At 61.4% G+C, this 17,900-nt stretch carries 14 protein-coding genes and 1 pseudogene; 4 read left to right on the forward strand and 11 right to left on the reverse strand.

Annotation, left to right across the window (positions count from 1 at the left end; translation table 11 throughout):
• Positions 1 to 36: 36 nt before the first annotated feature.
• The 3 genes from FFI16_RS02405 to FFI16_RS02415 are packed head-to-tail and all read right to left on the reverse strand — an operon-like array spanning position 37 to position 3,660.
• Positions 37 to 1,134 carry a DUF1513 domain-containing protein gene (locus FFI16_RS02405; protein ID WP_138815348.1) on the reverse strand — a complete coding sequence of 366 codons (1,098 nt, stop codon included), beginning with the start codon at positions 1,132 to 1,134 and terminating at the stop codon, positions 37 to 39.
• Positions 1,135 to 1,136: 2 nt separating this feature from the next.
• Positions 1,137 to 2,201, reverse strand: coding sequence for an imelysin family protein (locus FFI16_RS02410; RefSeq protein WP_138814000.1), 1,065 nt, complete (start codon positions 2,199 to 2,201; stop codon positions 1,137 to 1,139).
• A 31-nt stretch (positions 2,202 to 2,232) separates the two neighbouring features.
• Positions 2,233 to 3,660, reverse strand: a complete 1,428-nt coding sequence (locus tag FFI16_RS02415) for a di-heme oxidoredictase family protein (protein WP_138814001.1) — start codon at positions 3,658 to 3,660, stop codon at positions 2,233 to 2,235.
• Positions 3,661 to 3,798: 138 nt separating this feature from the next.
• Between FFI16_RS02415 and FFI16_RS02420 the strand changes: the two genes are divergently transcribed.
• Complete coding sequence (locus FFI16_RS02420) at positions 3,799 to 4,362, forward strand: NAD(P)H nitroreductase (protein ID WP_138814002.1); 564 nt, start codon at positions 3,799 to 3,801, stop codon at positions 4,360 to 4,362.
• Between the two features lie 619 nt (positions 4,363 to 4,981).
• Here FFI16_RS02420 and FFI16_RS30820 read toward each other — a convergent pair.
• From FFI16_RS30820 to gap, 8 genes and pseudogenes are all read right to left on the reverse strand, one after another.
• On the reverse strand, positions 4,982 to 5,737 hold the full coding sequence (locus tag FFI16_RS30820; RefSeq protein WP_371919053.1) for a methyl-accepting chemotaxis protein: 756 nt from the start codon (positions 5,735 to 5,737) through the stop codon (positions 4,982 to 4,984).
• 102 nt (positions 5,738 to 5,839) lie between these two features.
• A pseudogene (locus FFI16_RS30825) lies at positions 5,840 to 7,174 on the reverse strand (HAMP domain-containing protein); the annotation flags it as partial.
• 85 nt (positions 7,175 to 7,259) lie between these two features.
• The gene (locus FFI16_RS02430; protein WP_138814004.1) at positions 7,260 to 7,661 is read right to left on the reverse strand and encodes a YbaN family protein; all 402 of its coding nucleotides are present in this window, start codon (positions 7,659 to 7,661) and stop codon (positions 7,260 to 7,262) included.
• 156 nt (positions 7,662 to 7,817) lie between these two features.
• A complete protein-coding gene (locus tag FFI16_RS02435) occupies positions 7,818 to 8,426 on the reverse strand; it encodes a biliverdin-producing heme oxygenase (RefSeq protein WP_138814005.1) in 609 nt (202 codons plus the stop codon).
• A gap of 135 nt (positions 8,427 to 8,561) precedes the next feature.
• Positions 8,562 to 11,126, reverse strand: coding sequence for a TonB-dependent receptor (locus FFI16_RS02440; RefSeq protein WP_138814006.1), 2,565 nt, complete (start codon positions 11,124 to 11,126; stop codon positions 8,562 to 8,564).
• 116 nt (positions 11,127 to 11,242) lie between these two features.
• Positions 11,243 to 12,211, reverse strand: a complete 969-nt coding sequence (locus tag FFI16_RS02445) for a FecR domain-containing protein (RefSeq protein WP_138814007.1) — start codon at positions 12,209 to 12,211, stop codon at positions 11,243 to 11,245.
• A 74-nt stretch (positions 12,212 to 12,285) separates the two neighbouring features.
• Entirely contained in the window at positions 12,286 to 12,804 is a 519-nt protein-coding gene (locus FFI16_RS02450) for an RNA polymerase sigma factor (protein ID WP_138814008.1), read from the reverse strand.
• A gap of 205 nt (positions 12,805 to 13,009) precedes the next feature.
• The gene (gene gap, locus FFI16_RS02455) at positions 13,010 to 14,011 is read right to left on the reverse strand and encodes a type I glyceraldehyde-3-phosphate dehydrogenase (RefSeq protein ID WP_138814009.1); all 1,002 of its coding nucleotides are present in this window, start codon (positions 14,009 to 14,011) and stop codon (positions 13,010 to 13,012) included.
• A gap of 221 nt (positions 14,012 to 14,232) precedes the next feature.
• On the opposite strand from gap, the gene edd reads away from it, so the two are divergent.
• The 3 genes from edd to FFI16_RS02470 all read left to right on the forward strand — a co-directional run bounded on the left by edd (position 14,233) and on the right by FFI16_RS02470 (position 17,889).
• Complete coding sequence (gene edd, locus FFI16_RS02460) at positions 14,233 to 16,059, forward strand: phosphogluconate dehydratase (protein WP_078738903.1); 1,827 nt, start codon at positions 14,233 to 14,235, stop codon at positions 16,057 to 16,059.
• Entirely contained in the window at positions 16,056 to 17,012 is a 957-nt protein-coding gene (locus tag FFI16_RS02465; RefSeq protein ID WP_138814010.1) for a glucokinase, read from the forward strand. The genes edd and FFI16_RS02465 overlap by 4 nt, the downstream gene beginning before the upstream one ends.
• A gap of 142 nt (positions 17,013 to 17,154) precedes the next feature.
• Positions 17,155 to 17,889 carry a response regulator gene (locus FFI16_RS02470; RefSeq protein WP_138814011.1) on the forward strand — a complete coding sequence of 245 codons (735 nt, stop codon included), beginning with the start codon at positions 17,155 to 17,157 and terminating at the stop codon, positions 17,887 to 17,889.
• The last annotated feature ends 11 nt before the right edge of the window (positions 17,890 to 17,900 follow it).

Raw genomic sequence — 17,900 nt, forward strand, 5'->3', positions numbered from 1 at the left:
TTATAGGGCCATGCGTGGCCCTATACGTGAGCGCGATCAGATCAGGTGCAGATGGTTATCCCAAAGCCCGGCCGGCAATTGCAGCGGCGTGGCGACCAGCTGCGGCTGGCGGCAATCGTAGAAGCGGCAACGCCCCTGGCCTGAGGTGACGACAAAGCCATCCGCCACCGCGCCTACACCGGCGCAGTCGGGCAACGGCCCGTCCAGGCGCAGTGCACCGCTGTCCATGTCCCAGATAAAAAACCGATTACCCCGAGGCGCTGTCAGCGCGACCAGGCGCAGTTCGCTGTGCACGGCGACACTGGCGGTGTAATGCCCCATGGCCTGCAGTTGCTCATCGGCCACCGGGAACGCCACGAATGGCTGCCCTGGGCGCTTGATCGCGAGCAACTCGGAGCGCTCCTGGGACGGGCCCATGAACTGCTGCCCGGTGAGGATGGTGCCATCGCTGGCAATCCCCATATGCCGCACGCTGTTCATCTGTTGGCCCAGGGTTTCCTTGCTGATCAGGCTGCCGTCGCGGTGCATCAGCACCAGGCTCGGTTCCATGGCGTTGAGGTTCATCTCCACACGGCTTTCGGCTTCGGTGCGAATGCCACCGTTGGCCACCACCAGGGTTTCGCCGTCGGGCATCCATGAAACCTGGTGCGGGCCGATGCCATGGGTGGAGATTTCGCCGCTGTGCACCAGCCGCTCGCCCTCGAACTTGTACACACCGAGCAGGCCACGGCCGGGGTCGGAGGTGTCGTTCTCGGTGGCGTACAGCCAGTCGCCGCTTTTGTGGATGACTGCGTGGCCATAGAAATGGCGATTGGCGTTGGACGTGATGGTTTGCAGCAGCGTGCCATTACGCAGGTCGATCAGGTAACTCTCGGTGCCCGGGCGACGGGCGACGAACAGCGCAATCGGCCGTGTCGGGTGGTTGATGATGTCATGGCAGCGCTGGCCGACCTGGGTGGCAAACACTTGCGTGCCGTCCAGGCGAAAACCCACGGCATAGTGCTTGCCGTCCGCATCATCGCGGGCCGACAGCAGCAGCGGCCCCTGCTTTTTTTGTTTGAACAGCGTCCAGCCACCCAACGTGAGTGCACTGAGCAGCACACTGCCCACCGCCAAAGCCTGTCGCCTGAGCATCATCAGTCACCGTCGTTGGCGTTAAAGCCCAGTTGGATGCCCAGCGCCTTGGCCAAATCACCTTCGTGCAGGCGGTGGACGACGTTGAGGCTGTCGTAGATATCATTGAGTTGCTGGCGCCCGGCGTCGTCGGCCAACAGTTCGTTGAGCGTACGCTGGTTGCTGGCGAACAGCTTGAGCGAGGCGGCGTAAGCGGCGTCGATCTTGTCGGCCAATGGCTTCTGCTCGGACGGCAACAGGCCGCGCAGGCCTTTGTTGTCGACACCCACCCACACAGTCTGGGCCGCCGCCAGGCTGGCTTGCAGGCTTTGCAGGGACGACTGGCTGCGCCAGGCATCGGCCTGGAACGGCTGCGCAATACCCTTGGTCTGGCGGCCCATTGGCGTGCCGAGTTTTTTCTTCAAGGTATCCAGCGCGGTGACTTGCACGCGCAGCAGATCAGCGATGGCTTCGTGGGAATCGGCGTAGCGCTGGTTAGGGAACTTGGTCATCTGCGCGAGCATGCCGTCAGTGCTGTTCCAGCTTGCCAGGATCTCTTCGGCCAGGGTTTTCTGGCGCTCGCCAATGGCCACCAGCAGCGGGCAGTAACGGGCTTTCTGGGCTTCATCGGCGACGTCGGGCTTGGCGTCGTAGAGGATGTATTCATAGGCCGACAGGCCTTGCACCACCACGCTGGACTTGGCCAGGGCGGCGCCGTCGATCTGCGGCTGGGCGCTGACCAGTTGTTCGACCTGGCGGCCCACCAGGTTTTTCTTGTCCGGCCAGAACTGCACTTGCCACGAACGGTTGCCTTCGGCCAGCGGGCCGATCAGCAGCGGTTGCAGCTCAGCCCAGGCTTTTTGTGCGTGCAGGAAGTCGGCGCGGGCCGTCTCCAGGCTTTCCTTGCCCTGGCAGTAGGCGAGGGCGCTGACGGCCAGTTGGCGGTCGGCTTCAACCCAGCGGCTGTAGGTGGGCAGGATCACTTGCTTGGCGATGGCCGCCGAGGTCACCGCTTGCGGGTCCTGGGGCGAGCAGGCGCCGAGGGCGAGGGCGGCAAGGCTGGTGAACAGCAACTTGGGACGGAACATGTCGAGCTCCCTTCTGTCAGTGTGGCAATGCTTATAAGGAATTCAGGAACGCCAGCAACGCAGCGCGCTGCTCGGCATTAAAGGACAACACATGCTGCTGCGCCGCTTGTGCTTCACCGCCATGCCAGAGCACGGCTTCGAGCAGGTTGCGGGCGCGGCCGTCATGCAAAAACTGGGTATGACCACTTACCGCCTGCGTCAGGCCAATGCCCCACAACGGCGGCGTGCGCCAGTCGCGGCCGCCGGCCTTGAACTCGCTGCGGTGGTCGGCCAGGCCTTCGCCCATGTCGTGCAACAACAGATCGCTGTAAGGGCGAATAACCTGGTTGGCCAATTCGGGTTCGGCGGCTGCGGCGGCCGTGGTGAACGTCGGCTTATGGCAACCCTGGCAACCGGCCTGGTAGAACAGGTTTTTGCCGGCCAGCACCTGCGGCGTGTTGACGCCACGGCGCACCGGCACGGCGAGGTTGCGGGTGTAGAACAGCACCAGGCGCAGGATGTTATCGCTGACTTCCGGCTCGCCATCGGGGCCATTGCCATTGGGCGCCTGTTTGCAGGCGACTTGGGCGTCGGTGCAGTCATCAAAGGGTCTCAGGGACGTGGTGAGGCCCATATCACCAGAAAACGCGTGAACATTTTGTTGATTGAGATTGGGTTGCCCGGCTTTCCAGCCAAAACGCCCGAGTACGGTTTGGTGCTGCGCGTCATCCCAGACCCAATTGGCACGCCCGACGAGGGCTTCCTTGTCGGCGGTTTTCGCCTCGGTGTTGCGCAGAATGTCAGCGTCGCTGATCGCTTCGAGCAGGCCCAGGCCGATCATCGGTGGCGCAATCCGCGCCGAGAAAAGTGTTTTGGGGTGCATCGGCCCGTAGCCCAGCTGGGTGATTTGCAGGTTTGGCTTGCGCAGCTCGACCACGGTGCCGTCCTTGAAGGTCACGTTGACCGGCGTGTAGTCGACCCGCACTTTGCCTTCGGGCGCCACGCCCGGCACGGCCATGTCCTGCAGTTGCCCGCCGTAGACCGGCTCGGGCACCACGCCGATCTGCTCGATGAGCCTGGCATCGATAGGCGCAGGCGGGATCGACAGGCGCACCAGCATCGACACCGCATTCGGTGCGTCAGGCAGCGGCGGATGGCCACGGCCATCCTTGATATGGCAGTTCTGGCAAGCATTGGTGTTGAACAGCGGGCCCAGGCCATCACGCGCGGTGGTGGTGGACGGCGCAATCACCCAAGGGCTGCGAAAAAAGCTGTTGCCGACGCTGAAATCCAGGCGGCGGGTGGGTGCCAGGTTGGCCGAGGGCAGGGAAAACGCGTTCTGGTCGCGCTTGTTCACCGTCGTCGCGCCGCCCGCCCGTGATTCACCTGGCTCGGCCTTGGTAAACCTGGGGGCGTCATCGCAGGCAGCCAGGCTCAAGGCCATCAATGCTGCACACAGACGAAGAGGCGAACGGAACATCGAGTTTCCTGCGGCTAAGGCGAAAAATAGGGTCGCAAAGTCTAACAGGGCAGGGCGGATTGAATAAGAGCAATTATCGTTTGGTGGTATATGATTAATACCCGCTAGAATGTCCGCACATTTTTCTGGAGGTGGCCAATGCAGGCTCTCGACGCTTTGCTCAACCGTGTTTCCGTGCCGCGTTTGCTGGAACCGGCGCCGACCCAGGAGCAGCGCGATGTGCTGTTCGCCGCGGCCATGCGCGCGCCGGACCACGGCCAACTGCGCCCATGGCGGTTCCTCACCGTAGAAGGCGCCGCCCGTGAGCAGATGGGTAAGCTACTGGCCGAAGCTGCACGCCTGCAGGACGCCGAAGCGCCGCAAGCCGCTATCGACAAAGCTCAAAATGGGCCGTTGCGTGCGCCGTTGGTGGTGGTGGTGATTGCGCGGTTGCAAGAGCATTTTAAAGTGCCTAAATCCGAGCAGTTGCTGGCGGCTGCGTGTGCGGCCCACGGTATTTTGCTGGCGGCTTATGCCCAGGGGATTGGTGCGGTGTGGCGCACCGGTGAGTTGTCCTACTCTGCCCATGTGGCTAAAGGCTTGGGGCTGACGGCGGATGAGGAGGTGATAGGTTTTCTCTACCTGGGCACGCCGCAGAACCCGCCGCGTACAGCGGCTAAAGAAGATCTGGCGGCGTTTGTTCAGGCCTGGACTGGCCTCTGAGTTGGCGTGGGTGTGCTCTTTGTGGTTTGCCTTGCGGTTTGTCGGTGTACATATCCGTTGCTGCGGTAACAGCGGCTTTGGGTTCCGCCCTGACGGCGGGTCACTTTTTGAAGGACCAAAAAGGTAACCAAAAAGTCCTCGCCCCACCACTCGGTGCCTCGCTTAGGCTCGGCATGCCCGCACTCCGGCCATCGTGGTTAACGGGGCGCCTCAGATCAAGATCTACAGCACGGCGGCCTGAAAGCCGACCTGAGTGGTTGAATCAAAAGCCAGATCAAGTGCAAAGCAACAGCCTGTCTACCTGATGCAACGGGGTCTAAATGTGGGAGCGGGCTTGCTCGCGAATGCGGTGGGTCAGTCAATTCATCTGTAACTGACCCACCGTATTCGCGAGCAAGCCCGCTCCCACAGTTGACCGCGTGCAGCTTTGGATATCAGGTTGGCTGTTGCTCTGGCCCTTACATTCTTAGCGGATTTGCATGCACTGAAGATCTGCTTTTCTGTGGGAGCTGGCTTGCCTGCGATGCAGACACCTCGGTGTATCTGGCATACCGAGTTGATGCCATCGCAGCGGTGCGACGATTCGACAAGTCCGCTCCCACAGGGATCGCATGGTTTTCTATACCTTGAACTGATCCATCAACTTCATCTGCTGGGTCGCCAGCGCATTCAGTTGGCTGCTGATGGCCGCTGATTCGGTGGCCTGACCGGTGAGGGTTTCGGTCACGGTGCGGATCGCCGAGACGTTGCGGTTGACCTCTTCGGCCACGGCGCTCTGTTGTTCGGCGGCGCTGGCGATCTGCAGGTTCATGTCGCTGATCACCGTCACCGCATCGCTGATCTTGCCCAGCGCCTGCACCGCTTGATGGATTTGCCCGGCATTGCTCTGGGCCTGCTGTTGGCTGGAATGCATGGTCGCCACCACGCCACGGGTGCCGCTCTGGATGCGCTCGATCACCAGGCGAATTTCCTCCACCGAGTCCTGAGTCCGTTTGGCCAGGTTGCGCACCTCGTCGGCCACCACCGCAAACCCGCGCCCGCTTTCGCCGGCGCGTGCCGCTTCGATGGCGGCGTTCAGCGCCAGCAGGTTGGTTTGCTCGGCAATGCTGCGGATCACCTCCAGCACCGAGCCGATCTGCTCGCTATTGACCGCCAGCGCTTCAACTTCGGTCACGGCCTTGCTGACTTCTTCGGCCAAGGTGGTGATGTCGCGGGTGCTCTGCTCAATGATCGACATGCCGTCACGCGCCGACTGGTCCGCACCGCGTGCGGCGCTGGCAGCGTTGGAGGCGCTGTTGGCCACATCATGGGCGGTGGCGCTCATCTCGTTGGAGGCGGTGGCGACCTGGTCGATCTCGCGGAACTGCACCTGCATGCCTTCGCTGGTCTGGCGGGCGATGGCTGAGGACTGGTCTGCCGTGCCACGTGCTTCAGTGATGCTCTGCTTGATCTGCGCAATGGTCGGTTGCAGCTTGTCGAGGAAGCGGTTGAACCAGTTCGCCAACTCGCCCAGTTCGTCCTTCTTGGCGTAGGCCAGGCGCTGGGTGAGGTCGCCTTCGCCGCTGGCGATGTTTTTGAGCATCGCCGCCACGGTGTTGATCGGGCGGGTCACGCCGGTGGCGGTCAGCCAGATCAGCAGCAGGCCGAGCAGGGCAGCGGCGGCGCCGACCAGCAGGGCCTTGAGCGTGCCCGAGGCCTGGGCTTTGTCGAGCACGTCTTGCAGTTTCAAGGTGTCGGCCAGCATCACGTTCTTGGGCAGTTTGATCACGATGCCCCAGGCCTTGGCGTCGGCAATCGGCTTGACCGGGTACACGGCGCGGATCGTGTCATCTTGCTCACGGATCGTGCGCGTATCGTTGGCCAGCAGTTGCACGATTTCCTTACCTTCCCCGCCGATGGTGTCGATCAGGTTCTTGCCGACTTTGTCCGGCTGGCCGCTGTAGGCCGCAATCAAACCGGTGCTGGACAGAATCTCCAGGTGCGCCGCGCCGTCGAACAGTTCTTTTTGCGCCGCGTCCGTCATCGCCTGCAGCGTATTGAGCGCCAGGTCGATACCGACCACGCCGATGACTTTGCCGTCGACGATCAGCGGCAGCGAAATAGTGGTCATCAGCACCTGTTTGCCGGCCACTTCATCGGAATACGGATCGAGCAGGCACACCGTGCGCGTGTCTCGTGGGCAGGTGTACCAGATGTTGTAGGGCGTGCCGCTGAGGTTGAGAGTCGTTTTGGTCAGGTCATCCTCGACCATCACGGTGTTCAGGCCTTCGCCGCCAGCGCGGCTCCAGTAACTGGAGAAACGGCCTTTTTCATTCGAGACGCGGGTTTTGTCGTTGACGAAGTCGCTGTCTTTGCCATCCAGGCCATTGGGTTCGAATGACAGCCAGATGCCCAGCACCTTGCTGTTGCGCTCAAAGGCGGTTTTGACACTCTGGTTGAGCTCTTCTCGCAATGCGCCGGGTTCCAGCGCTCGCTTGTTGGCGAGGGCACGCAGGTCTTTGACGTGATCGGCCAGCGCGGTGACCACCACGAGGTTTTCACCAAAGGTTTTCTGTAACTGCACCGCTTGTTCGGCGGCCTTGGCTTGCAGCAGGTTTTGGACGCTTTGGGTGAGCATTCTCGAGCTTGAGTCGCTGATCAAATGGTCATTCTGATCGGTCTCGTACAGGTTGATACTGATGATCAGCGCTATCACCCCCAGCAGGCAAAGGCCCGACAGCAGCACGATTTTCAAGCGGATGGAGAGGGTGTCGAACATAGGTTCACTCGCGATAGGACTTGTTGAAATGCAAGCAGGGCGAGCCAAGTCCATTCGGCGCTATGTCCGGAACATCGGCGTAACGAGAGGTTTCATGAGGTAAAGGCGATGAGCGGTAGGAAAAGGACTACGCGCCGCGTTATACGGGGGCTGCAAGCCGCTCGGGGCGTGACCAGATCCACAGGTTGCCCAGGCTCATCCCGGCAATCGCCAGGTAGATCGGCCAGCCGTGATCGAGCATCACCAACATCAACACAGCGCAGATCAGCATGCTCACGGTGGCGCTGACTTTGGCGCGGCGCGCGATGATCTTGCCATTGCGCCAGTTGAACAGAATCGGTCCGAACAGCCGGTGGTTTTCCAGCCAGGCGCTCAGGCGCGGCGAGCTTTTAGTCGCAGCCCAGGCGGCCAGCAGGATGAATTCGGTGGTGGGCAAACCCGGTATGACAATCGCCACCAAGCCGATACCCAGGCTGACGTAGGCCAGCAAGCCGAAGAGCAGCTGGGCGATTTTTGAGGTGGATTGGGTTTTACCGGTCATGGGTCGAGTGATCACAAAAATCAGTTTGAAATGAGTTCCAAATGTGGGAGCGGGCTTGCTCGCGAATACGGTGTGTCAGTCAATAAAATTATTAGCTGAACGACCGCTTTCGCGAGCAAGCCCGCTCCCACATTTGATTGCATTTCAATTCAAGTGTTACGCCAATTCAGGGGCGCTAGCGTACGCCTGTTCCAGCAGCACGGTGAAGCGCACAAACGCATCGATTGCACCTTTCTCCACCGCCGCTTCTTCTTCAGCGCTGAATTCCAGGCCGTCGAGGGTGCGGGTGAAGCTCTTCCAGCCTTCAGCGCGGCCACCGGCCGGCTCGCCGAGGTGACGGGCACCGAAGGTTTCGCTCAGGCCCAGGCCCACAGCGCGCTTGATCAGGAACGCGGCGCCCAGCTTGGAGCCTTCGGACACGAACAACCAGCCCAGGGCCTCAGCTTTGCTCGGGTTTTTCACGGCGCCGGCCACCGGTGCAGGCACGTCGGTTTCCAGGTCGGCCAGGTCCAGCTTGGCGGCGTCGGCGCGGCAGCGTGCGGCCAGGTCCGGGATGATCTTGATCAGCTCGGGGTCGTTGTACAGCGCCACCAGTTCCGACTGGAACAGGTACTGCGCCACCACAAAACGGGCGAAGTTGGCTGGGGTTTCAAACGGCGCGTGGGCTTTGACCAGCGCGTCGAGCTTGGTGTGTGGCTCGTTGGTGATCTGGTTCAGGCGCTGAGAGCGCAGGCTTGGGCGTTCTGCGGTAGGAGAAGCGGTCATCGAAAAAATCCTTGAGAAGGGGAGCGCCTGGGTGCTCTAAAGAGAGCTGTTATCAACTAGACGAACAAGAAGACGCGGCACAGTAAAAAAACCTCACCTCGCCGCTGATAAAGGGCGGCGAGGTGAGAGCGGCGGTCAGATGTCCCAGATCAGGTTGATCGCGAAGTTGCGACCCGGCTGGGTCAGGCGGTCGAGGTTGGCGGGCGCGGTCACGCCCGCTTCGCCGACGCCGTCGTAGCTGCGCACGTCATCCCAGTTCCAGTACTTCTTGTCGGTGAGGTTGTAGAGGCCGCCGTTGATGGTCACGTCGTTGGTGACTTTGTAGAAGCCGGTCAGGTCGACGATGCCAAAGCCTGGGGTCTTGAACGGAGCGCTGGTGCTGCCATCCGGCGCGTGGAAGGTGGTGCTGTCGACACGGTTCTGTTTCTTCACCAGCGTCCAGCTAACCAGCGCGCCGTACTGCTCTTGCTCGTAGCCCAGGCCGAATACGCCTTTAAGCGGGTTGACGCTGTTGAGCGGCTCGCCGTTGTCGTCGTTACGGCCGTAGGTGTAGCCCACCGAGCCTTGGGTGTAGAGGCCCTGCGGTGCGCCGAACGCGTCGAGGTTCAGGCGGCCTTTGGCCTCAACCCCCTTGATGGTGGCGTGCTTGATGTTGTTGGCTTCGAAGGTTTGGATATCGCCGCCGGCGACCGAGGCGTCTTCGTCGATAAAGTCGCGGTACTTGTTGTAGAACACCGCGATGTCGAAGGAGCCTTCATCAAACTGGCCACGAATCCCGGTCTCGATGCCCTTGCTGGTTTCCGGCTTGAGGTTCGGGTTTGGCTCGACCGTGTAGCCCAGGTTGAGGTTTTCAAAGCGGCCATAAAGCGCCTTGGCCGACGGGGTGCGGAAGCCTTCGGCGTATTGGCCGAACCAGGTGTACTGATCGGTCAGCGCATAGGTCAGGCCGAATTTTGGCGTTACGCGGTGCCAGGTTTTTTCTTTGTCGCTGACCGGGTAGGCGCCGGTCGGGTTCACGGTGTTAAGGAATTCCTGGGTCAGCTTGGGCTTGAGCCGGGTGTAGTCGTAGCGTACGGCAGGCAGGAAGGTCCATTTGTCCCAGGTGATCTGGTCCTGGGCGAACAGCGAGTAGGTGTTGATGGTCGGGTCCGGGAAGTCGCTGGACTTTTTCACGCTGTCACCGGCAGACGGGCTGGGCGCGCCGATGGCTGTGCAGCCTGAACCGACGGCGAGGCAGTAGGCCGAGCCTTCGCGCGAACCGCTGACTTTCTGCTGCTTGAGGGTGGTGCCGTAGGTGACCTGGTGGTCGGTTTCACCGAGGCTGAACGCCTTGTCCAACTGGGCGTCGAAGACCCACTGCTTTTCTTCGTAGAGGGTGTCACGGGTGCGCATGACGCGGCGCGATGGCTGGTAGATTTCAGCGGTGCTCTGGTCGGTCTTGGCGATCTGGTAGTTGAGGCTGGTCTTGATCTGATCGGCAATCGGCGAGTCGAGGGCGAAGCGGTTTTCGATGCCGAAGCGCTCACGGGTGATGGTGTCGTTACCCGAACGCCCACGGTAGAAATTAAAGCCGCGCCCGCCGACGAAGGGGCCGCCCACGGCGTTCTTCAGATTGACGTCGCGATCATCCTTGAACTTCTCGTAGGTCAATCCCAACCGATTGTCATCGCCATAATTCCAGCCCATTTTCGCCAGGATATTGGTGGTGCGCGCGTCTTCCGGGTTGGCGCCGGTGCGGGCCAGTCCGGTGGCGTTGTTGCCGTCGTAGGACTCCATTTCATGGCCATTGCGCTGGCTCAGGTGCAGCAAGCCGTCGAAGTCCTGCATGCGGCCAGCGACGGTGCCAGAGGTCAGCCAGCTGTCGTCGGCGGAGCTGTAGCCGGTTTTGAGGCGGGCGCCGACGTCCTGGCCGGGTTTGATGATGTCGTCCGGGTCGAGGGTGAAGTAGCTCACCGCGCCGCCGATGGCGCTGCTGCCGTACAGGGCAGAAGCCGGGCCGCGCAGGATCTCGACGCGCTTGACGATTTCCGGGTCGACGTAGTTGCGGCGGGTCTTGGCGTAAGGACCGTTGAAGAAGTTGTCCGGCACTTCCACGCCGTCCACCTGGGTGAGGATGCGGTCGCCGTCGATGCCGCGAATGTTGTAGCCGGCGTTGCTGGCGCGGGTACCTGCGCCGCCCACCGACACGTTGGGCTCGTAACGCACCAGTTCACGGATGGTATTCACGTTCTGGCGGTCCAGCTCTTCACGCGCATGCACCGTGACGGTGCTTGGCACGCTGTTGACGTCCTGCTCGCTGCGGGTGGCGCTGATGGTCACCTGTTGCAGGTTGAGCGTGCTGCCGGCCGGGCGCTTTTCCAGCACGATGTTGTTATTGCCCAGCTTGCGGTAGCTCAGGTTGGTGCCCAGCAACAGCCGGTCCAGGGCTTTCTCCGGCGAGAGTGCGCCGCTTACGCCGGGGGACGACACACCCTGGCCCAGTTCTGCCGGCAGGCCGACTTGCCAGCCGGTCACGCTGGTAAAGGCATTCAACGCCGACACCAATGGCTGCTGTTCGATACTGAAGCTGTAATTGCCGTGGCTGCGCGCGGCAGGTTCGACGGCAGTCGCGGCCATCACCGGCGCGCTGGCCAGCAGGATGGCGGCGGTTAGCAGCGACAGGACGGGCGATGAGGACCGGCGGTTGAAACGAGAGGACATCGAGAGCGCTCCGGGGATACGAATCTTATAGTTGCGAACCGAATCAAATAGGAATCAGTTGCATTGGCTATAACGAGACGAACCACCGGTGATTATCGAGTAAAAATAATTCTCATTTAGTTCAAGATGACCAGCGCCGGGTATTCCGAGAGCTTGGCCGAGGTGATGTGCGCCAGGGAGCGCACCACATCCAGCGGCTGGTCGAGGCGGTAATTGCCGGTAACGGCCACGCTTGCAAGCTTGTCGTTGGTGTTGACGATCCAACCTGGGTAATAGCGACGCAACTCGGCGAGCACTTCGCTCATCGGGCAGTTTTCGAATACCAGGCGGCCCTGGACCCACGCCAGGTCTTTACTGGCATCCAGTTTGGCCGGTTGGCCGAAGCCTTTGGGGCCGATGCGGATACTCTCACCGGCGCTCAGGCGCACGCGGGCATCGTCGAAGGTGTTGCTCAAGTCGACGTCGCCGCGCTGCACCTGCACCTGGGCTTCGCCATTGAGGTAGCGCACGGCGAAGTCGGTGTCGCGCACGCTGGCACGCACCGGGCCGGCGTCGATCTCCAGCGGCAGGCCACGGCTGGGCGCCACCTCAAAAAAAGCTTCGCCTTGATAGAGGCGGGCGACGCGCTGGTGGTCCTTGATGCTGCTGGAAAACGCCGAATTGGTGTTCAGCAACACTTTGGAGCCGTCATCCAATTGCAGGCGCTGGCGTTCACCCACCACCGTGAGGTGGTCGGCTTGCAGGCGCACGGGCAGGTTGCTGAAGCTGAACAGGCCGATCAACAGCACGGCGGCGGTAGCCAAGGGTTTCCAATGCGGTTTGATACGCCGCCACGCGCTGGGTTTGCGCGGCACTGCCAGGGCCACGGCGGCACTGTGTACCGGCGCGCCGCCCCAGGCGGCCTGGGCCTTGCTGAAGGCGAGCAGGTGCGCCGGGTCGCTGGCCAGCCAGGCATCGAACTCGGCTTGCTGCCCGGGTTGCGGGCATTGCAAGGCGATCAGCCAGTCGAGGGCTTGGTCCATGGCCGTGTCTTGCAACACCTCATGAGCCAGCTCATGGGGGCGCAGTTTATTCGGGTCCGTCACGGTGTTCCTCGGGTCTTCGCCACGTTCTATTCATCTTTCCTACAGCCTGGATCGACACCTCTGTGGGGTGAAGCTTAAGGCTGATCCAGCCGTTCGGCCACTCCTACACAGATGGCCATGATCAACTTCAGTTCCTTTTGCACCGTGCTCAAGGACACTTGCAACTGATCGGCAATCTCCTGGTAGCTGCAGCCATGCAGCCGGCTGAGGATGAAGATCTGCTGCTGGCGGGCGCTCAACTGGCCAAGGCTGACGCTCAGGTGTTCGAGCAATTGCTCGGCCTGGGTGGCGTCTTCGGGCGTGCTGATCGGTGCGACGACGTTCTGCAGCACGTCCAATGGCACATCTTCCTGCAGTGTGCGGGCCTGGATGCGGCGCGAGCGCAGGTGGTCCAGCGCCAGGTTGCGCGCGGTTTGGTAGACGAAGGGTTCGAGGTGGTCGATCGGCCGCTCGCTGAGCGCCCGCGTGACGCGCAGGTAGGTCTCCTGCAACAGGTCCTCGGCGGTGCTGTGGTTGTTCACCATCCGCTGCAGAGTGCGTAGCAGAATCACCCGTTGGGTGAGAAAGACTTGGTTGAAGCGAGATTGGCTCACAGTGATACCAGACCGGTTTGCAGTTAATGATAATGCTTATCATCAACTCAAATGGCAAGTGGCTATTTCGTTGAGCCTGCGTAGGTGCAAGGAGGTGCACGAAACCCAAGTGGGAGCGGGCTTGCTCGCGAAAGCGGTGGTTCAGTTGGCATATTTGTTGACTGATACACCGCTTTCGCGAGCAAGCCCGCTCCCACATTGGAAATTACTCGGCGTTGCACAGCGCCAGGCAGTTATCCAGCATACGGTTGGAGAAGCCCCATTCGTTGTCGTACCAGGCCAGCACTTTAAGCAACTTGCCACTGACCTTGGTGTGATTGGCATCGAAAATCGACGACAGCGGGTTATGGTTGAAGTCGCTCGATACCAGCGGCAGGGTGTTGTAACCAAGGATTTTCGAGTGCTGGCTGGCGTCTTTGAGCAGCGCATTGACCTGCTCGGCCGTGGCCTCTTTTTTCAGGGTTACGGTGAGGTCCACCAACGACACGTTGATCACCGGCACACGCACGGCCATGCCGGTCAGCTTGCCTGCCAGTTCCGGCAGTACCAGGCCGACCGCTTCGGCGGCGCCGGTCTTGCTCGGGATCATGTTCTGGGTGGCCGAACGCGCGCGGTACGGGTCGGTGTGGTACACGTCGGTCAGGTTCTGGTCATTGGTGTAGGCGTGAATGGTGGTCATCAGGCCGCTTTCGATGCCCAGTTCGCGGTGCAGCACCTGAGCCACAGGCGCCAGGCAGTTGGTGGTACACGAAGCGTTGGAGATGATCTGGTGGGATTGACGCAAAATGTCATGGTTTACCCCGTAAACCACGGTGGCGTCGGCGCCTTTGGCCGGGGCCGAGATGATCACCTTGCGCGCACCGGCGGTAATATGGGCGGCCGCCTTGTCGCGGTCGGTGAACAGACCGGTGCATTCGAACACCACATCGATCTTGTGCGCAGCCCATGGCAAGTCGGCCGGGTTGCGAATGGCACTGACGGCGATCCGGTCACCATTGACGGTCAGGCTTTCCTGATCGTGGGCGACCTCTGCTTCGAAAGTGCCGTGTACGGTGTCGTATTTGAGCAGGTGGGCATTGATCGAGCTGTCGCCCAGATCATTGATGGCGACGATCTGCAAATCCTGGCGATAGCCTTGGGTATACAGTGCGCGCAGGACATTACGGCCGATACGGCCAAAACCATTGATTGCGATACGAAGAGTCATTGGAAAGTGCCTGTCGTCGATTTGTTGTAAGAATTACAAGATTATTCGCATAAAAATAGAAAACAAGCCTTTTTAGTGGCAATATTTTGTTCAATCTACAACGAGTGACCTGAATCAACTGGTCCGATGATGCAAACGACACCCTGCCATCCCATGAGCTGCGGGCGTTTGATCAGCATAGACACTCAGGTCGCCACATCCGTTAGCCTGGAGTTCTACACATGCATCCCCGCGTTATTGAGGTCACCGAACGGCTTATCGCCCGCAGTCGTGCAACCCGCGAGGCTTACCTTGCGCTCATTCGCGGCGCGGCCAGCGACGGCCCGATGCGCGGTAAGCTGCAATGCGCCAACTTTGCCCACGGCGTGGCCGGCTGCGGCACTGAAGATAAAAATAGTCTGCGCATGATGAATGCCGCCAACGTGGCAATTGTTTCCTCATATAACGACATGCTCTCGGCGCATCAGCCATACGAACATTTCCCCGAACAAATCAAAAAAGCCCTGCGCGAAGTCGGCTCGGTCGGCCAGTTCGCCGGCGGCACGCCCGCCATGTGCGACGGCGTCACCCAAGGCGAGCCGGGCATGGAGCTGAGCCTGCTGAGCCGCGAAGTGATTGCCATGTCGACGGCGGTAGCGCTGTCCCACAACATGTTCGATGCCGCGCTGATGCTGGGCATCTGCGACAAGATCGTGCCGGGCCTGATGATGGGCGCGTTGCGCTACGGCCATCTGCCGATGATCTTCGTACCGGGCGGCCCTATGCCGTCGGGCATCTCCAACAAGCAGAAAGCCGACGTGCGCCAGCGTTACGCCGAAGGCAAGGCCACCCGCGAAGAGCTGCTGGAATCGGAGATGAAGTCCTACCACAGCCCCGGCACCTGCACCTTTTACGGCACCGCCAACACCAACCAGTTGCTGATGGAAGTGATGGGCCTGCACCTGCCGGGCGCTTCGTTCGTCAACCCGTACACGCCGCTGCGCGATGCGCTGACCCGTGAAGCCGCGCACCAGGTCACGCGCCTGACCAAGGCCAGCGGTGACTTCACGCCGATTGGCGAGATCGTCGACGAGAAGTCCATCGTCAACTCCATCGTCGCCCTCAATGCGACCGGTGGTTCCACCAACCACACCCTGCACATGCCGGCCATCGCCATGTCGGCGGGCATCATCCTCACCTGGCAGGACATGGCCGACCTCTCCGAGGTGGTGCCGACCCTGTCCCACGTGTATCCAAACGGCAAAGCCGACATCAACCACTTCCAGGCAGCGGGCGGCATGTCGTTCCTGATCCGCGAACTGCTCGAAGCCGGCTTGCTCCACGAGGATGTGAACACTGTGGCGGGTAAGGGCCTGAGCCGCTACACCCAGGAACCGTTCCTGGTCGACGGCGAACTGATCTGGCGCGACGGCCCGATCGAAAGCCTCGACGAAACCATCCTGCGCCCCGTAGCCCGTGCATTCTCGCCCGAAGGCGGCTTGCGCGTGATGGAAGGCAACCTCGGCCGTGGCGTGATGAAGGTCTCGGCGGTGGCGCCGGAGCATCAGATCGTTGAAGCACCGGCGGTGGTGTTTCAGGATCAGCAGGATTTAGCCGATGCGTTCAAGGCCGGCCAGCTGGAAAAAGACTTTGTCGCGGTGATGCGCTTCCAGGGGCCGCGCTCCAACGGCATGCCTGAACTGCACAAGATGACCCCGTTCCTCGGCGTGTTGCAGGACCGTGGCTTCAAAGTCGCGTTGGTAACAGACGGGCGTATGTCCGGCGCCTCGGGTAAGATCCCCGCCGCGATTCACGTCAACCCCGAAGCCCAGAGCGGCGGGCCGCTGGCGCGGGTCAAAGATGGCGATATCATTCGCGTCGATGGCGTGAAGGGCACCTTGGAGCTTAAGGTGGACGCCGAAGAATTTGCAGCGCGCACGCCTGCCACGGGCCTGTTGGGCAACAACGTGGGGGCCGGTCGCGAGCTGTTTGCATTTATGCGCTTGGCCGCAAGCTCCGCAGAGCAGGGCGCCAGCGCCTTTACCTCTGCCTTGGAGACGCTTAAGTGAAGCTTGCGCTGGTCGGTGACATCGGTGGTACCAACGCCCGTTTTGCGTTGTGGCGGGATCAGGAACTGCATTCGATCCGCGTGCACGCCACCGCGGATCACCACAGCCCTGAGGAAGCCATCAAGGTTTACCTCAAGGAAGAAGGCCTGGAAATCGGGGACATCGGCGCGGTGTGCCTGTCAGTCGCGGGGCCGGTGAGTGGCGATGAATTTAAATTCACCAACAATCACTGGCGGCTGAACAAAACTGCGTTTTGCAAAACCTTGCAGGTCGATGAGCTGCTGCTGGTCAATGACTTCACGGCCATGGCCCTGGGCATGACGCGCCTCAAACCCGATGAATTTCGCGTGGTCTGCCAAGGCACGCCGGAGCCGTTGCGCCCCGCCGTGGTGATCGGCCCGGGCACTGGCCTGGGCGTGGGCACCTTGCTGGACTTGGGCGAAGGCCGTTATGCGGCGCTGCCGGGGGAGGGCGGCCATGTCGACCTGCCGCTGAGCAGCCCGCGTGAAACCCAGTTGTGGCAGCACATCTACAGCGAGATTGGCCACGTCAGCGCCGAGACCGCTTTGAGCGGTGGCGGCCTGCCCCGTGTGTACCGCGCCATTTGTGCGGTCGACGGGCACACGCCGGTGCTGGACACGCCCGAAGCCATTACGGCAGCGGGCCTGGTCGGCGACCCGGTGGCCATGGAAGTGTTGAACCAGTTCAGTATCTGGCTGGGTCGTGTGGCCGGTAACAACGTGCTGACCACCGGTGGGCGTGGTGGCGTGTACATCGTGGGCGGGGTGATTCCACGGTTTGCCGACTTCTTTATCAACAGTGGTTTTGCCAAAAGTTTCAGCGACAAGGGCTGCATGAGCGACTACTTCAAAGGCATTCCTGTGTGGTTGGTGACGGCGCCGTATTCCGGGTTGACCGGGGCCGGTGTCGCGCTTGAACAGGCTTTTGCGTAGGGACTGATGGCCTCATCGCAGGCAAGCCAGCTCCCACCTTTGAATGTATTCACAGATCAAAGTGTGGGAGCTGGCTTGCCTGCGATAGGGCCTCAAGGGCAACAAATGACTTAAGCTTGGCCATAACAACAAGGAGGACCCCGTGAGCGTAATCAGTAAATCGATTCTCCTCGTCGACGACGACCAGGAAATCCGCGAATTGCTGCAGACCTACCTCAGTCGCGCCGGTTTCCAGGTGCGTGGCGTGCCGGATGGCGCGGGGTTCCGTCAGGCGATGAACGAGGCGCCATGCGACCTGGTTATCCTTGATGTGATGTTGCCGGACGAAGACGGTTTCAGCCTCTGCCGCTGGATTCGCCAGCACCCGCGGCAGGCGCAGGTGCCGATCATCATGCTCACCGCCAGTTCCGACGAAGCCGACCGTGTGATCGGCCTGGAGCTGGGCGCCGACGACTATATCGGCAAGCCCTTCAGCCCCCGCGAGCTGCAAGCGCGGATCAAAGCCTTGCTGCGCCGCGCCCAGTTTGGCCAGGAGCGCACGGGCGGCGGCGACGTTCTGGTGTTCGATGAATGGCGCCTGGACATGATCAGCCATCGCCTGTTTCACGTGGACGGCGAAGAGGTGATTCTCTCCGGCGCCGACTTTGCCTTGCTCAAGCTGTTTCTCGATCACCCGCAACAGATTCTCGACCGCGACACCATCGGCAACGCCACCCGTGGCCGCGACCTGATGCCGTTGGACCGTATCGTCGACATGGCCGTGAGCCGCCTGCGCCAACGCCTGCGCGATACCGATAAACCTCCAAGGCTGATCCGCACGGTGCGTGGCAGCGGTTATCAACTGGCAGCCAGCGTGGTTGCCGGCAATGCCCACTGAGCCACTGACCG

Origin of the sequence: Pseudomonas sp. KBS0710, from assembly GCF_005938045.2 — a bacterium.
GTDB lineage: Bacteria > Pseudomonadota > Gammaproteobacteria > Pseudomonadales > Pseudomonadaceae > Aquipseudomonas.

Bases quoted from the DNA above. Each gene is read 5' to 3' on its own strand.
- gap (WP_138814009.1), bottom strand. From the start codon at position 14,011: ATGACTCTTCGTATCGCAATCAATGGTTTTGGCCGTATCGGCCGTAAT.
- edd (WP_078738903.1), top strand. From the start codon at position 14,233: ATGCATCCCCGCGTTATTGAGGTCACCGAACGGCTTATCGCCCGCAGT.
- FFI16_RS02430 (WP_138814004.1), bottom strand. From the start codon at position 7,661: ATGACCGGTAAAACCCAATCCACCTCAAAAATCGCCCAGCTGCTCTTC.
- FFI16_RS02405 (WP_138815348.1), bottom strand. From the start codon at position 1,134: ATGCTCAGGCGACAGGCTTTGGCGGTGGGCAGTGTGCTGCTCAGTGCA.
- FFI16_RS02415 (WP_138814001.1), bottom strand. From the start codon at position 3,660: ATGTTCCGTTCGCCTCTTCGTCTGTGTGCAGCATTGATGGCCTTGAGC.
- FFI16_RS02410 (WP_138814000.1), bottom strand. From the start codon at position 2,201: ATGTTCCGTCCCAAGTTGCTGTTCACCAGCCTTGCCGCCCTCGCCCTC.
- FFI16_RS02435 (WP_138814005.1), bottom strand. From the start codon at position 8,426: ATGACCGCTTCTCCTACCGCAGAACGCCCAAGCCTGCGCTCTCAGCGC.
- FFI16_RS30820 (WP_371919053.1), bottom strand. From the start codon at position 5,737: ATGCAGGTGCAGTTCCGCGAGATCGACCAGGTCGCCACCGCCTCCAAC.
- FFI16_RS02440 (WP_138814006.1), bottom strand. From the start codon at position 11,126: ATGTCCTCTCGTTTCAACCGCCGGTCCTCATCGCCCGTCCTGTCGCTG.
- FFI16_RS02420 (WP_138814002.1), top strand. From the start codon at position 3,799: ATGCAGGCTCTCGACGCTTTGCTCAACCGTGTTTCCGTGCCGCGTTTG.